The 14,091-nt window shown below is 73.9% G+C and carries 12 protein-coding genes; 4 read left to right on the plus strand and 8 right to left on the minus strand.

From position 1 onward, the window contains the following. Window positions 1-697 precede the first annotated feature (697 nt). Window positions 698-2,749, plus strand: a complete 2,052-nt coding sequence (locus ACGFZP_RS13765) for a glycosyl hydrolase family 18 protein (RefSeq protein WP_392931849.1) — start codon at window positions 698-700, stop codon at window positions 2,747-2,749. Window positions 2,750-2,844: 95 nt separating this feature from the next. Here ACGFZP_RS13765 and ACGFZP_RS13770 read toward each other — a convergent pair whose 3' ends face one another. From ACGFZP_RS13770 to ACGFZP_RS13790, 5 genes are all read right to left on the minus strand, one after another. Continuing rightward, window positions 2,845-4,266 carry a multidrug effflux MFS transporter gene (locus ACGFZP_RS13770; RefSeq protein WP_392931850.1) on the minus strand — a complete coding sequence of 474 codons (1,422 nt, stop codon included), beginning with the start codon at window positions 4,264-4,266 and terminating at the stop codon, window positions 2,845-2,847. A 206-nt stretch (window positions 4,267-4,472) separates the two neighbouring features. Beyond that, entirely contained in the window at window positions 4,473-4,943 is a 471-nt protein-coding gene (locus tag ACGFZP_RS13775) for a hypothetical protein (RefSeq protein WP_392931852.1), read from the minus strand. A 275-nt stretch (window positions 4,944-5,218) separates the two neighbouring features. Next, window positions 5,219-6,097 carry an alkaline phosphatase family protein gene (locus tag ACGFZP_RS13780; RefSeq protein ID WP_392931854.1) on the minus strand — a complete coding sequence of 293 codons (879 nt, stop codon included), beginning with the start codon at window positions 6,095-6,097 and terminating at the stop codon, window positions 5,219-5,221. Window positions 6,098-6,315: 218 nt separating this feature from the next. Further along, window positions 6,316-6,699 (minus strand): ADP-ribosylation/crystallin J1, encoded by a 384-nt coding sequence (locus ACGFZP_RS13785; protein ID WP_392931856.1) that lies wholly within the window; start codon window positions 6,697-6,699, stop codon window positions 6,316-6,318. A gap of 103 nt (window positions 6,700-6,802) precedes the next feature. Continuing rightward, entirely contained in the window at window positions 6,803-7,981 is a 1,179-nt protein-coding gene (locus ACGFZP_RS13790) for an acyl-CoA dehydrogenase family protein (RefSeq protein ID WP_392931858.1), read from the minus strand. A gap of 276 nt (window positions 7,982-8,257) precedes the next feature. On the opposite strand from ACGFZP_RS13790, the gene ACGFZP_RS13795 reads away from it, so the two are divergent. Beyond that, the gene (locus tag ACGFZP_RS13795; protein ID WP_392931860.1) at window positions 8,258-8,578 is read left to right on the plus strand and encodes a hypothetical protein; all 321 of its coding nucleotides are present in this window, start codon (window positions 8,258-8,260) and stop codon (window positions 8,576-8,578) included. A gap of 83 nt (window positions 8,579-8,661) precedes the next feature. On the opposite strand, the gene ACGFZP_RS13800 is transcribed toward ACGFZP_RS13795, so the two are convergent. Further along, window positions 8,662-8,970, minus strand: coding sequence for an AzlD domain-containing protein (locus ACGFZP_RS13800; protein ID WP_392931861.1), 309 nt, complete (start codon window positions 8,968-8,970; stop codon window positions 8,662-8,664). Continuing rightward, entirely contained in the window at window positions 8,970-9,773 is an 804-nt protein-coding gene (locus ACGFZP_RS13805; protein ID WP_392931862.1) for an AzlC family ABC transporter permease, read from the minus strand. Before ACGFZP_RS13805 ends, ACGFZP_RS13800 begins: the two co-directional genes overlap by 1 nt. A 67-nt stretch (window positions 9,774-9,840) precedes the next feature. Here ACGFZP_RS13805 and ACGFZP_RS13810 point away from each other — a divergent pair, with 67 nt between their 5' ends. Next, window positions 9,841-10,476: a helix-turn-helix domain-containing protein gene (locus tag ACGFZP_RS13810; protein ID WP_392931864.1), complete on the plus strand. Its 636-nt coding sequence runs from the start codon at window positions 9,841-9,843 to the stop codon at window positions 10,474-10,476. Window positions 10,477-10,486: 10 nt separating this feature from the next. On the opposite strand, the gene ACGFZP_RS13815 is transcribed toward ACGFZP_RS13810, so the two are convergent. After that, window positions 10,487-12,304, minus strand: coding sequence for a cholesterol oxidase substrate-binding domain-containing protein (locus tag ACGFZP_RS13815; protein WP_392931866.1), 1,818 nt, complete (start codon window positions 12,302-12,304; stop codon window positions 10,487-10,489). Window positions 12,305-12,620: 316 nt separating this feature from the next. On the opposite strand from ACGFZP_RS13815, the gene ACGFZP_RS13820 reads away from it, so the two are divergent. Next, the gene (locus ACGFZP_RS13820; RefSeq protein ID WP_392931867.1) at window positions 12,621-14,033 is read left to right on the plus strand and encodes a class II fumarate hydratase; all 1,413 of its coding nucleotides are present in this window, start codon (window positions 12,621-12,623) and stop codon (window positions 14,031-14,033) included. Window positions 14,034-14,091 lie beyond the last annotated feature (58 nt).

A 14,091-nucleotide genomic window follows, 5' to 3' on the forward strand; every position in this document is an offset into this window, starting at 1 on the left:
CTTTGACCTGAGCCGCCCCGAGCAGCCCGGTGTCCTGAGCACCGGGCCGCCGTGGCCGCGCGCGACGACCGGCGCGCGGCCACGGCACCCTGCGCGCGATGCGCGCCACTGCACCGCCCGCGCCGCCGCAGCGCCCGCGCCGCCGAGCGGACCCTCGCCCTCGCGCCCCCGCACCCCCGCCTGAAGCAGCGGCGGGGAGGTGCGCCGCCGACAGGTGACCCGGGAAGCCTCCCTGTCGAGATCACATCCGGCGCCGGTCGACCCCGGAGCGCCATCGCCCGTCCCAGGCGGATTGTTCGTCCGACGACTGCCAGACCGGTCCGCTGACGAACTGTTAGGAGTCTTGACAGACGAGTGGTCTAGTCCAACCATAAGCATGTCGATCCGACCGGGATGCACTGTGGGGGTGTGACCACCGGCGGCTGAGGCATTGCCCTGCCCTGCCCTGCTCCGCACCGCCCCCGACCCGCACGGCGAACGCGTGCCCACGCAGCGTCGTCCGTCCGTTCCGCGTGTCCACGGGGTACCGCACGCCCGCACGCCGCACGCCCCCACCCTGGCAGTTCCACGGCTCCCGCAAGTCCGCAGCTCTGCAAGCCACGGCTGTACGGCTTCACGGCCGCGCGCAGTTGCACGCCCCGCCACGCAACCCAGTGCTTCACCAACGTCCTGCCCCACCAAGTCTGTTGGAGAACCCATGCGTCTACGCAGAACGATCCAGGCCACCCTGACGGCCTGCGCCATGCTGGCCGCCTCGGCCGGCCTGGTGGCCGCCGGGACGGCGTCCGCCGAGGCCGCGACCCCGCTGCCGACCCGGGTGTTCGCACCGTACTTCGAGTCGTGGACGGGCCAGAGCCCGGCCACCCTGGCGGCCCAGTCCGGGGCCAAGCACCTGACCATGGCGTTCCTGCAGACCGTCACCAAGGGCTCGTGCACGCCGTACTGGAACGGTGACAGCTCACTGCCCGTCTCCTCCTCCTCGTTCGGCGCCGACATCGCGGCCATCCGCGCCAACGGCGGCGACGTCATCCCGTCCTTCGGCGGCTACACCGCCGACAACACGGGCACCGAACTCGCCGACAGCTGCACCGATGTGAACCAGATCGCGGCGGCCTTCGAGAACGTCATCACCACCTACGACATCAGCCGGATCGACCTCGACATCGAGGACAACTCGCTGACCAACACGGCCGGTATCGACCGCCGCAACAAGGCGATCAAGCTGGTGCAGGACTGGGCCGCCGCCAACGGCCGCTCGATCCAGTTCTCCTACACCCTGCCGACCACCCCCACCGGCCTGGCGTCCAGCGGGCTGGCGGTGCTGAAGAACGCGGTCACCAACAACGCCCGGATCGACGTCGTCAACATCATGACGTTCGACTACTACGACGGCGCCACCCACGACATGGCGGCCGACACCCAGACCGCCGCGACCGGCCTCTACAACCAGCTGGCCAAGCTGTACCCGGCCAAGACCCCGGCGCAGCTGTGGGGTTCGGTCGGCATCATCGAGATGGTCGGCGTCGACGACTACGGCCCGGCCGAGACCTTCACCGTCGCCAACGCCACCACGGTCTACAACTGGGCGGTCTCGAAGGGCGTCAACACACTGTCCTTCTGGGCCCTTCAGCGTGACAACGGCGGCTGCCCGGGCACCGCGGGAAGCGACAGCTGCTCCGGAATCAGCCAGGGCACCTGGGACTTCACCCACATCTTCGCGCCGTTCACCAGCGGCACGCCGGTCACCAACGACTTCTCGGTGGCGGTGAGCCCGGCCTCGGGCACGGTGGTGGCGGGCTCGTCCACCAGCGCGACCGTCAACACGGCCGTCACGGCCGGTTCGGCGCAGACGGTCAACCTCGCCGTCAGCGGCGCCCCGGCGGGCGTGAGCGCCACAGTGACCCCCGGCAGCGTCACCGCCGGCACCGCCGCCACGCTCAACATCACCACCACCGCGGCCACCGCGCCCGGCACCTACCCGCTGACCGTCACCGGCAGCGCCGCCTCGGGCAGCCACACCAGCACCTTCAGCCTGAAGGTGACGGGTACTCAGCCCGGTAACGACTTCTCCATCGCGACCACGCCGGCCTCCGGTTCGGTGGCGGCGGGCTCGTCCACCAGCGCGACCGTCTCCACGGCCGTGGCCTCGGGTTCGGCGCAGACGGTCAACCTCGCCGTCAGCGGCGCCCCGGCGGGCGTGAGCGCCACGGTGACCCCCGGCAGCGTCACCGCCGGCACCGCCGCCACGCTCAACATCACCACCACCGCGGCCACCGCGCCCGGCACCTACCCGCTGACCGTCACCGGCAGCGCCGCGTCCGGCAGCCACACCGCGACCTTCACCCTCACCGTGACCGGCGGCACGCCGACCGGTCTGGTCAACGGTGGTCTGGAGACGGGCAGCCTGGCTCCGTGGACCTGCCAGAGCGGCGGCGCCGTGGTCTCCACGCCGGTCCACTCCGGCTCCCACGCGCTGCAGGCCGCGGCGACCGGCGGCCAGACCGGGCAGTGCGCCCAGACCGTCACGCTGGCGCCCAACACCTCGTACACGCTGAGCGGTTGGGTGCAGGGCAACTACGCGTACCTCGGGGTGAGCGGCGGCGCCACCGCCAGCACCTGGACCAACTCGGCGGGCTGGACCAAGCTGACCGTCCCGTTCACCACGGGCGCGTCCGGCACGGTCACGGTCTACCTGCACGGCTGGTACGGCCAGGGCAACGTCTTCGGCGACGACTTCTCTATCGCCTGATCCGAGGCCCCGGATCCCCTTCCCACCCCGCCGGGGGTGCCGCGACCACCGTCACGGCACCCCCGGCGGCATGCGGGGCCCGGGTGGGACCAGGTTCAGCCCGCCTGGGCGGCAGCGGGTTCGGCCGGGCGCCAGGGGCGGCAGAGCACGAGGTAGGACGCCAGGGAGAGCAGGGCGCAGGCCAGGACGACCACGGCGAGCAGGATGGCGGAGGGGCGGCCGCCGATGCTGCTGAGCGGGGCGACGACGGCGCCGCAGAGGAAGGTGCCGGTGCCGAGCAGGGCGGAGGCGGAGCCGGCTGCCTGCGGGGGGACCAGGCTGAGGGCCTGGGCGGCGGAGTTCGGCAGGATCACGCCGAGACTGCCCATCAGGACGAACAGGGCCGGGCAGACGCCGAGCAGCCCGAAGTCCCAGACCGCCGTCACCAGGACCAGTGCCACCCCGGCTGCGACGGCCGTGCCGAGGCCGCCCAGCATCAGTGCGCCCGGGGTGAAGCGTCGGGCCAGCACCCGTCCGTTCAGCTGGGTCACGGCCACGATCGCCAGCGAGTTGAGGCCGAACAGCAGGCTGTAGGTCTGCGGTGAGACGTGGTAGACGTGCTGGAGCACCACCGAGGAGCCGCTGATGTAGCCGAACAGTGCGCCGAAGGCGAAGGTGCTGGTCAGGACCAGTCCGAGGAAGGGCAGGTCGCGCAGCAGCCCGCCCATGGTGCGCAGTGTGGCGGTGAGGCCGCCGCCGCGCCGGCTCGCGGGCGGCAGCGTCTCGCGCAGCACCGCGAAGGCGATCAGGGTGAGCAGCAGGCCGAGCGCGGCGAGGGCGCCGAAGGTGCCGCGCCAGGAGGTGACGCGGAGCAGTTGGGCGCCGAACAGCGGGGCGAGGATCGGCGCGAGGCCGGATATCAGGCCGATCGAGGCGAGGAAGCGGAGCATCGCGACGCCTTCGAAGCGGTCGCGGGCGATGGCCCGGCCGATCACCAGGCCGGCGGCGCCGGCGGCTCCCTGGACGAAGCGGGCGGCCACCAGGACGGTCAGGTTGGGTGCGATGACGCAGGCCAGGCTGGCCAGGGTGTAGACGACGAGGCCGGCCAGCAGCGGGGGGCGGCGGCCGAGGCGGTCGCTGAGCGGGCCGAAGACCAGCTGGCCGGCGGCGACCCCGAACATCGAGAAGGTGAGGGTGAGCTGTACGGCGGCCGGTTGGGCGGAGAAGTCGTCGGCGATCGCGGGCAGGCCGGGGAGGTAGAGGTCGGTGGTGAGGGGGCCGAGGGCGACCAGTCCGCCGAGCATGGCGACGGTGCCCCGGCCGGGGGCGGCCGCGGCGGGGGCTGCGGGGGCTGCGGGGGCCGGGCCGGGGGCGGGGACGGCCGTGACGGCGGCTGCGGCCACGGCGGCAGCGGCGGCGGGGCTGGTGGGGAGGGCCGACGCCGGTGCGGCGGGTGCGGCGGAGAGGGCGGCGAGGTCGGGGGCGGAGTCGGGGGCGGTCGACATGTCGCCGGTGGAACCGGCGGTCGGACCAGGCATGGGGCTCCTCACAGGACGGGCACGGGGTTTGTACTCGCTCCGTCCTACCCCAGCGGCCCCGGGTGCCGATACCCGGGGTCCGCCGCGCGGATCATCACCCGAAGGCCTGGGCGGGCCCGGTCCGCCCCCATCCGCCCCCGGTCCGGGCACCGCGCCGCTCAGCCCGGCGTCCGGCGTCCGGCGTCCGGGGCCCGGGCCCGGGGCGCTCAGTGCTTGGCCGCGTGCTCCGCGCGCTGGGCGGCCTGGACGGCGGCCCCGTCCTGCCAGGCGTACAGCTGGTTGCCCGCCAGCGTGACGTTGTAGTGCCCGCAGGTGCCGCTGGCCTTGGCGGTGACCCCCTCGGGGAACCAGCCGGCCTTCAGCTTCACCGGCGCCGGGTGGGAGCCGCTGGCCGGCACGGTGGTGGTGCAGCCGACGGGCAGCCGGCCGTCGGGGAGGGTGGCGCGCAGCAGCCGGTCGTCACCGGTGGTCGACATCAGGTACCGGACGGAGGCCGCGTCGTCGGGCAGCCAGGCCGGCAGCGATCGGCTCTCCGCCTTGGCCTCGCTGCCGGTGGTGTACGTCGCCTGCTTCTGGTGGCGCTCGTCGTACCAGTCGGACACCCGCGGGCCGACCACCACGGCCGCGACGGCGAAGGCCATGCCCGTGCCCGCGACTCCGAGTGCGACCTTGCTCATGATGCCGTTCATGCCCGCCCTGCCCTCTCCCTGTCCGTTCCAGGTGCCCGGGCCCGCTGCCCGCGCCCTGTGGTGTCCATCCTGACCGGCCGTGCCCTGTCGGGGCGTCACCACGAGGTCGCGATCGGGTCTGCGACCAAGGGGGTACGGCCTCCACCTTCAGAGGTACACGCAGCCACCTGATGTCGGGGTTGCAACGTGGTGGAGTCCCGCTTGAGCCCTGCTGGAGCGGGCGTCCAGCGGGGCCGGTGGGGCCGCCGGGGCTCTGCGGGGGTTCAGACGGGGGCCGCGACGGGCCGCGCGACGGGGAACGGCCGGCCGTCCAGAGTCCAGTGCGGGTCGATGGGCCGGCCGAGTGCCGTGTACACCTGGGCGGCGACGTCCGGATGGCGGATCTCCCCGGTGGGCGGCGCGGCGGGGATGCCCGGACCGGCGCAGGCCACCCAGGCGGTGCGCTCCTCGGCGGTGCGCCCGCCGTGGCCGCCGGCGTCGACGTGGCCGTGGTCGGTGACGACGATGACCGTCCACGCCTCGTCCGGGTAGGAGGCACGGCCGCGTACCGCGTCCAGCAGGCGGCCGAGGCGCTCGTCGGCGGTGCGCATCGAGGCCCGGTACTCCGCTCCGCAGCCGAGGAAGTGCGCGGTCTCGTCGACCGCGCCGAGGTAGACGAAGGACGCCTCCGGGTCGGCGCCGCCCAGTACGTGCACGGCCTCCCGGGTGACCTCCTCGTCGACCACCTCCCAGGCCTCGGGGGTGTCCTCGGCCGGGGAGACGTAGGACAGCCGGCCGGGCGCCCGGAAGAGCGGGCCGCCGGCCTCCCTGATCACCAGCGGGTCCCAGCCGGCCGCGACGAATGTGCGGCGGCGGTCCTGCCGGGCGAGCCGGGTGGCGAAGTCGGGGAAGACGTCCAGCCGGTTGCCGCCGAGGTGGTTGCCCCAGACCCCGTGCTTGGCCGGCTCGACGCCGGTCACGATGGTCGCCCAGCAGGGGCCGGACATGGTGGGCGTGGAGTCCGCGACCGTGACCGGCGCCAGGAACCCGGCCTCGGCCACCTCCGCCAGCCGGGGCATCGGGACCTCGTCCAGCAGGTCGTACCGGACGCCGTCGATGCCGACGACGAGCACCCGGGGCCGGGGCAGCGGAGCTATGGACATGGGAGGGGTTTCCTTTCGGGGGTGTGCGGTCGGCCGCGCGCCCGCAGGCGCCGCCGACCGCGCCATGGTCCACGGCACGCCGTACCGGATGGTGTCCCCCGGGGGAACGGCCGGTGTCCGGGCGGTGTCGGCGCAGTCGCCGCACCGGGCTCCCCCGGGCCCGGACCCCGGGCCGGGTGGCGGCCCCGGGCATCGGGCCCGGATCGCGGGTCAGCGCGTCACGGCGTCGGGCGGAACTCGTGGACGACCTCGATCCGGCCCACGATGTGCCGGTTGAACTCGGGCAACTCCTCCGCCGGCACCCAGAGTTCGAGGATCGTCCGGCCGCCGGCCTGCTGGACGGGGTAGCGGGCCAGGAAGGCGGTGTCGACCTCGAAGCGGGTGACGTAGCCGACGCCGGAGGCCGGGACGTTCCAGTCCCTGGCGATCCGGATCGCGTAGTCCTCGTTCAGCACCGGGTAGAAGATCGGCTGGTCGGGCAGCCGGGGCGGCCAGGCACGCCGGCCGGAGGCCTCGACCAGGGCCAGCTCCGCGGGCCCGGTGGGGCGCCAGAGCGTCGTGGTGGGGGTGCTCGCGGGGGTGCCGCTCCAGCCGGTGTCCATGGCAGCCGACCGTAGCCGGGCCGTCGCCGGGGCGGCCAGCCGATTTCCGCCGGCCGTACCGCTCACCGCTCGCCTGCGGCACGGCCGTGCGGGTGGGCGCCCGTCAGCGGTACGCGGACTCGCCGGTGATGGCCTCGCCGAGGACGAGGGTGTGGATCTCGCTCGTCCCCTCGTAGGTGAGCACCGACTCCAGGTTGTTGGCGTGCCGCAGGACCGGGTACTCGGTGGTGATGCCGTTGGCGCCGAGCACCGTGCGGGCGCTGCGGGCGATCTCCAGTGCGGCCCGCACGTTGTTGAGCTTGCCGAAGCTGACGTGGGCCGGGCGGGCCGCGCCCTCGTCCTTGAGCCGGCCGATCCGCAGCGCGACCAGGTACGCCTTCTCCACCTCCAGCATCATCTCGACCAGCTTCTGCTGGGTCAGCTGGAACCCGGCGATCGGGCGGTCGAACTGGATCCTGCTCTTCGCGTAGTCGAGCGCGGTGGTGTAGCAGTCGCGGGCGGCGCCGACGGTGCCCCAGAGGATGCCGTAGCGCGCCTCGTTGAGGGAGGACAGCGGGCCGCGCAGACCGCTGACGCCCGGCAGGACGGCGTCGGCGGGCAGCACGACCTCGTCGAAGACCAGCTCGCTGGTCACCGAGGCGCGCAGCGAGAGCTTGCCGTGCACGTCGTTGGCGGTGAAGCCGGGCATGCCGGGCTCGACCAGGAAGCCGCGGACGCCCTCCTCGGTCTGCGCCCAGACCACGGCGACGTCGGAGATGCTGCCGTTGGTGATCCACATCTTGGCGCCGGAGAGCACCCAGTCGCCGCCCCGGCGCCGGGCGGTGGTCCGCATGTTGGCCGGGTCGGAGCCGAAGTCCGGTTCGGTGAGGCCGAAGCAGCCGATCAGCCGGCCGGCCGCCAGGCCCGGCAGCCAGCGCTGCTTCTGCTCCTCGGAGCCGAAGGCGTGGATCGAACGCATCGCCAGCGAGCCCGTGACGGAGACGAAGCTGCGCAGCCCGGAGTCCGCCGCCTCCAGTTCCATGCACGCCACCCCGTAGGCGACGGCCGTGGAGCCGGTGCAGCCGTAGCCGTCCAGGTGCATCCCGAGGACGCCGAGCGCGCCGAGTTCGGGGGCGAGTTCGCGGGCCGGGAAGACGCCGCGGTCGTACCAGTCGCCGATGTGCGGGCGGATCCGCTCGTCGGCGAACTTCCGCACGGTGTCGCGGATCAGCCGCTCCTCGTCGGTGAGGAGGTCTCCGACGGCGAGCAGGTCGGCGGGGTCGATCCGGGTCGGCTTCGTCATTGAAGCTCCTTGCAGTCTCTGGTCGCGGCGCGGCGGCGGCGACCGGCCGGCGCGTGGCGGGTACCGACGGGTACAGGCGGTTGCGGCGAGTATTCCGCACGCCGTGGCGGGCGGGACGGAGCGGAGGCAAGGAGTGACCATGTTCACGATCGGCGGGCTGACCGCCCGCGGACGCGATGCCCCCGGCCACCGCCTTCCGCACGGTGCCGGGGTCGGTGGGCCCGTCGGCGGCGTGGGTACGATGTTTCCTTCTGGAAGCCGAACGAGGGGTGGAGCATGCCGCGCTGGGCACTGATCGTCCAGGAGACCGAGGGCGTCGGCAACGACCGGATCTGGGGCACCAAGGTGCTCGACGAGCTGGAGGGGACCCGGGAGGAGGCGCTCGCCGAGCTGAAGCGCCTCGTCCCGACGTACACCCCGCAGCATCCGTTCAACAGCCGTCAGCGCACGCTGCTGCGGGACGGCGACACCTATCTGCTGATCTCCAAGGGCAGCATGCGGGACTACCACTGCGTGTTCAAGGTGTGGGAGCTGCTCTGGGACAGCAAGCGGCCCGAGATCCAGCAGGAGCGGCTGGAGGAGGGCGCGGCCGGCTGACGGCCGGCCGTGCCGTGCCACCGCGCCTGGGGTGGCGGCGGGTTCTGGAGTCCGCCCTGGGTCACGGCGCTCGTCGCGGCGGGTCAGGACACCCCGCACAGCCGGAGTACCGCCGTGGTGGCGGCTCCCGCGACCACGACCGCGGGGAAGGGTGCGCGGCGCAGGGCGAGAATCCCGGCGACCAGGACGCCGCCCGGGCGCGCCCAGCCGGCGAAGTCGTGCCCCTGGGTGAGGGCGCCGGTGGCCACCAGGGCGACCAGCAGGACGGCGGCGGCCACCGAGAGCAGCCGCTGCACGCGGTCGGAGATGGTCAGGCGGTGGCCGAGCGCCGGTCCGGCGATCCGGAACGCATAGGTGCCGACGGCCAGCAGCAGGATGGCGTACAGGGGCATCAGTGGGCCTCCTTGGCGAGTTCAACGCGCGGCTCCCCGGCCGTCGGCGCTCCCCCGCGGACCGGCTTCCGGCCGGCTGCCTGGTCCCGCTCGGTTGCCTGGTCCCGCTCGGCCGTCGGCTCGCGCTCGCGGTCCGACGGCGCGCGCCCGGCGAGCAGCAGCCCGGCGAGGGCCAGCAGGACGGGCAGGCCGGAGGGCAGGAACGGGGTGGCCGCCACCGCGACGGCCGCGCCGAACAGGGCGGCGTTACGGGTGCGGCGATCCGCCAGCGAGGGCAGGACGAGGGCGAGCAGGACGGCCGGGAAGGCCGCGTCCAGTCCGAGGGCGTCGGTGTCCCCGATGAAGCCGCCGGCGGCCGCGCCGAGGACGACGGCGGCGTTCCAGACCACGAACAGCGCGAGGCCGCAGAGCCAGAACGCCGCCCGCCGCCGGGGCCGGTCGGGTTGGAGCAGGGTGAAGGCGACGGTCTCGTCCGTCAGCAGGTGCGCGCCGAGCAGCCGCCGCCACCGGGGGCCGTCGAGCACGCCGGCGACGGTGAAGCCGAACGGCAGCAGGCGGGCGTTGAGCACCAGCCCGGTCGCGACGGCGGCGATTACGCCGCCGCCGGAGAGCACCACGCCGATGGCGGCGAACTGGGCACCCCCGGCGAAGACCAGGACGGACATGGCGACCGGTACCCAGAGCGGCAGGCCGCCGGAGACGCCGATCGCGCCGAAGGAGACGCCGACGAGGGCGTCGGCGAGGCAGACCAGAGCGATGTCACGGAGCGTGGCACGTTCGAGGGTTCGTGATAGCGAACGCATGTCCAGTAGAGTGAACCCGATAGCCGTCGTTCGTCAAGCCGAACGAATTGACCCGTGGAGCGAACGCATGAGTGCGAACAGCGTCGGCAACACCTCCCCGACCTCCGCGTCGGCCCCTGCAGCAACCCGTCCACCGACCTCGGCCTCCGGCTCGGGCTCGGAGCTGATCGGGCTGATCGCCGCCGCCATCCGGCGCGAGCGCGAGCGCGCCGGGCTCTCGATGGCCGAGCTGGCCCGGCGCGCGGGGATCGCCAAGTCCACGCTGTCGCAACTGGAGTCGGGCGCGGGCAACCCGAGCGTGGAGACCCTCTGGGCGCTCGGCGTCGCCCTGGACGTGCCGTTCAGCCGGCTCGTCGACCCGCCGCGCCCGGTGGTGCGGGTGATCCGGGCGGGCGAGGGGCCGGTCACCCACTCCGAGCGGGCCGACTACGCCGCCACCCTGCTGGCCTCCTGTCCGCCGGGCGCCCGCCGCGACATCTACCGGATCGAGGCCCAGCCGGGCGAGACCCGGGCCTCCGACCCGCACATGCCGGGCACGGTCGAGCATGTGCTGCTGAGCGCCGGGCGGGCGCTGGCCGGCCCGGCGGACGCGCCGGTGGAGCTCGGTCCGGGCGACTACGTCAGCTACCCGGGCGACGCCCCGCACGTGTTCCGCGCCCTGGCCGCGGGGACGCTCGCCGTGATCGTGATGGAGCACGTCTGAGCGGGCCGGATCACCGCAACAGCCCGTCCAGGAAGGCGTTTCCGAACACCCGGTGCGGGTCGTGGCGGTCCAGTACGGCGACCGCCTCGTCCCAGCCCGCGCCGCCGCCGGCCCGGTGGGCGGCGGGGATGACCCGGCCGAGCACGTCCGGATCGGCCCAGGCGGCGGCGTCGGTGTAGGCCCAGCCCTTGGACCACTCGACCCGCAGTCCGGCCCGGCCGCCGTCGAAGGTGCGCAGCAGGAACTGCTCGATCTCCCGGTAGAACCGGTGGAGTCCGGGGGTGCCGGGCAGGCTGAGGATGTCGAGCCAGACGGCGGTGTCCCACTCGGGGCGGTCGGGGCGGGGGCGCAGTGCCGACAGCAGGGGTGGCCGGGCGCCGGGCACTCCGGACGAGGCGGGGTCGTCCAGGCCGGTGACCCGGATCTCCACCGCGCCGTTCACCGGGAACTCGCCGCGGGCCCGGTAGGTGTCCAGCAACTGCCGGTAGTAGGCGGCGAATTCGGAGACGACCCATTGCACGTCGGCGCGCCGGGCGAGGACGGCGTAGCCGTTGGCGGTGACCCGCAGGGTGGTCGGGCGGACGTACTGCAGGAGGGTGCGCGAGGGGCCCCAGAGGTCGGAGTGCAGGCCGCCGGCCAGCAGGTGGGTGAGGACCTCGCCGGTGAGCAGGTCGCGGATCAGTCCGCCGGAGAGCAGCACGTCGGTGATGTCGCCGGTGAGTGCCACCTTGGCTACGAGGTACTGGAGTTGGCCGAAGAGCGGGGCCGATGCCCAGGCGCCGGAGACGAGTTGGCCGGCCAGCCGGGCGACGGGCTCGGGGATGCTGTCGGAGAAGGGGTAGTTGTAGGGCTCGTCCACGGAGCGGGAGCCGAAGGGGCGGTTCGGGGTGACGGTCCAGGTCTTCAGCCAGGGGCGGTCGGTGTAGGCGAACCAGATGGCCTCCGCGCGTCCGTCGCGGTCGACGAAGTCGGCGAAGGTGCGGGGGCGGCCGGCTGTGCCGGGCGGTGCGAACAGCTCGGTCGCCGGGATGTCCAGTCGGCTGACGCAGCGCAGCGGCCGGTCGGCTCCGGCGCGCAGGACGACCTCGGTCACGAAGGCCCGGCCGAGGTGGACGAGGAAGGCGGCGCTGTCGGCCTCGGCGCGGTCGAAGGTGCGCAGTGCGTAGCGGTCGGTGGCGGGGTCGTGGACGACGGCGGTGAGCCGGGTGACCTGGTTGCTGAGCGAGCCGTAGCCGTGGCCGTCGGGGCGGGTCTCGCCGGCGGCGGGGACGGCCGTCCCGTGGCCGCCGATGGCGAGGACGCCGCCGACGGTGAGTTCGCCGGGTGCGGGGCAGGCGGTGACGCCGAGGCCGCGGGCGGCGAGGTGGGCGAGCAGGTCCTCCATGGTGGCGCCGGTCTGGACCCGGACGGTGGCCGGGGAGTCCGCGGTGATGGCGGTCAGGTGGCGGCTGGTGTCGAGCAGCAGGACGCGGGCCGACCCGGGGGTCGCGTCGGCGACGGTGAGCGGTGCCCAGGTGTGCCGGTGGCCGTGGGCGCGCAGCCGCCAGCCGTTGGCGCGGGCCCAGTCCGCGAGGGCGGGGACCTCCTCGGGGGTGCGCGGGGCGCAGGTCCAGAGCTGGTCGGTGCGGATCTCGCCCGCCCAGTTCTCGTACACCCGCTGGTAGAGCTCGGTGCCGGCCGGCAGGCCGGGCGGTACCGGCGCGGCGGCCTCGGCGCTGCCCGGTGCGATCGTCCCGCGGAGCAGCCAGGCCGCACCGCCGAGTGCCGCCGACGCGCCCAGCAGCTCCCGCCGGTTCAGGCCGTCCCCGTGTCGCCGTCCCGTCGTCATGCGTCCGCCCCCTGCTTGGTGGTTGTCCCGCCTCGGTGATCATTCGCCCGGTGCCCGGCCGAGCGTACGAACCCGGGCGTCCGGTTGCGGGCCGAATGGTCGCGATCTTCACATGCTGTTCACTCGATCGAGTGAAGATCACCCGTTTCGCCCCGGCCGGCCGGGCTGGTCGCGACCATGACCCGTCGGCCCCGGGCCGGCAGCCGTTGCGGCGCGCCCGGTTCTCACCCCTCTCCCCCGGGCGGAAATACCCGGGGCGGCGGCGGGGCTGTCGTGATCGGAAACGGATCAGGCCGACCAGGAGGTGTGGCGCGCGATGGGTGACCAGGACGTGACGGGCGACGGGCAGCAGTACCGGATCGAGCACGACTCGATGGGCGAGGTGCGGGTGCCGGCCGCGGCGAAGTGGCAGGCCCAGACACAGCGGGCGGTGGAGAACTTCCCGGTGTCGGGCCAGCGCCTGGAGCGGGCGCACATCGCCGCCCTGGCGCGGATCAAGGCGGCCGCGGCCCGGGTGAACGCCCGGCTCGGGGTGCTGGAGGGGGAGACGGCCGAGGCCATCGCGGCGGCCGCCGAGGAGGTCGCGGAGGGCCGCTGGGACGCGCAGTTCCCGGTGGACGTGTTCCAGACCGGCTCCGGGACGTCCTCCAACATGAACACCAACGAGGTGCTCGCCACCCTGGCCGGCGAGCGGCTCGGCCGGTCGGTCCACCCGAACGACCACGTCAACGCGAGCCAGTCCTCCAACGACGTGTTCCCGTCCTCGATCCACATCGCGGCCACCGCCGCCGTCACGCACGACCTGATCCCCGCGCTGGAGCACCTGGCGGAGGCGCTGGAGCGCAAGGCGGCGGAGTTCTCGCAGGTGGTGAAGTCCGGGCGGACGCACCTGATGGACGCCACGCCCGTCACCCTCGGCCAGGAGTTCGCCGGGTACGCGGCGCAGGTCCGACACGGCCGCGAGCGGCTGCTGGCCACGCTCCCCCGGGTCGCCGAACTACCGCTGGGCGGCACGGCGGTGGGCACCGGCATCAACACCCCGCCGGGGTTCGCCGCGGCCGTGATCGAGGAGGTGGCCCGCGCCACCGAACTGCCGCTGACCGAGGCCCGCGACCACTTCGAGGCGCAGGGCGCCCGGGACGGCCTGGTGGAGCTGAGCGGCCAGCTGCGGACCGTCGCGGTCGGCTTCACCAAGATCGCCAACGATCTGCGCTGGATGGGCTCGGGCCCGCGCACCGGGCTCGGCGAGATCAACCTGCCGGACCTGCAGCCGGGTTCGTCGATCATGCCGGGCAAGGTCAACCCGGTGCTGCCCGAGGTGGTGCTGATGGTCGCGGCCCAGGTGATCGGCAACGACGCCACCGTCACGGTGGCCGGCGCGAGCGGCAACTTCGAGCTCAACGTGATGCTCCCGGTGATCGCCCGCAATCTGCTGGAGTCGATCCGGCTGCTCGCCAACTCCGCCCGGCTGCTGGCCGACCGGGCGGTGGACGGCATCACCGCCAACGTCGAGCGGGCCAGGGAGTACGCGGAGTCCTCGCCATCGGTGGTCACCCCGCTGAACCGGTACATCGGCTACGAGGAGGCCGCCAAGGTGGCCAAGCGGGCGCTGGCCGAGCGCAAGACCATCCGCCAGGTCGTCCTGGAGCAGGGCTATGTGGAGCAGGGCCGGCTCACCCTGGAGCAGTTGGACGAGGCGCTGGACGTCCTGCGGATGACCCGCCCGTAGCCCGGTCCGCTCCGGACCGCGCCTGGTCCGGCCGCGCCCCGGTCGCGTCTGCCGGGAC

Origin of the sequence: Kitasatospora sp. NPDC048239 (assembly GCF_043202015.1) — a bacterium.
Lineage (GTDB): Bacteria > Actinomycetota > Actinomycetes > Streptomycetales > Streptomycetaceae > Kitasatospora.

Bases quoted from the DNA above. Each gene is read 5' to 3' on its own strand.
- ACGFZP_RS13770 (WP_392931850.1), bottom strand. From the start codon at position 4,266: ATGCCTGGTCCGACCGCCGGTTCCACCGGCGACATGTCGACCGCCCCC.
- ACGFZP_RS13785 (WP_392931856.1), bottom strand. From the start codon at position 6,699: ATGGACACCGGCTGGAGCGGCACCCCCGCGAGCACCCCCACCACGACG.
- ACGFZP_RS13780 (WP_392931854.1), bottom strand. From the start codon at position 6,097: ATGTCCATAGCTCCGCTGCCCCGGCCCCGGGTGCTCGTCGTCGGCATC.
- ACGFZP_RS13810 (WP_392931864.1), top strand. From the start codon at position 9,841: ATGAGTGCGAACAGCGTCGGCAACACCTCCCCGACCTCCGCGTCGGCC.
- ACGFZP_RS13800 (WP_392931861.1), bottom strand. From the start codon at position 8,970: ATGCCCCTGTACGCCATCCTGCTGCTGGCCGTCGGCACCTATGCGTTC.
- ACGFZP_RS13790 (WP_392931858.1), bottom strand. From the start codon at position 7,981: ATGACGAAGCCGACCCGGATCGACCCCGCCGACCTGCTCGCCGTCGGA.
- ACGFZP_RS13795 (WP_392931860.1), top strand. From the start codon at position 8,258: ATGCCGCGCTGGGCACTGATCGTCCAGGAGACCGAGGGCGTCGGCAAC.
- ACGFZP_RS13775 (WP_392931852.1), bottom strand. From the start codon at position 4,943: ATGAGCAAGGTCGCACTCGGAGTCGCGGGCACGGGCATGGCCTTCGCC.
- ACGFZP_RS13765 (WP_392931849.1), top strand. From the start codon at position 698: ATGCGTCTACGCAGAACGATCCAGGCCACCCTGACGGCCTGCGCCATG.
- ACGFZP_RS13805 (WP_392931862.1), bottom strand. From the start codon at position 9,773: ATGCGTTCGCTATCACGAACCCTCGAACGTGCCACGCTCCGTGACATC.
- ACGFZP_RS13820 (WP_392931867.1), top strand. From the start codon at position 12,621: ATGGGTGACCAGGACGTGACGGGCGACGGGCAGCAGTACCGGATCGAG.
- ACGFZP_RS13815 (WP_392931866.1), bottom strand. From the start codon at position 12,304: ATGACGACGGGACGGCGACACGGGGACGGCCTGAACCGGCGGGAGCTG.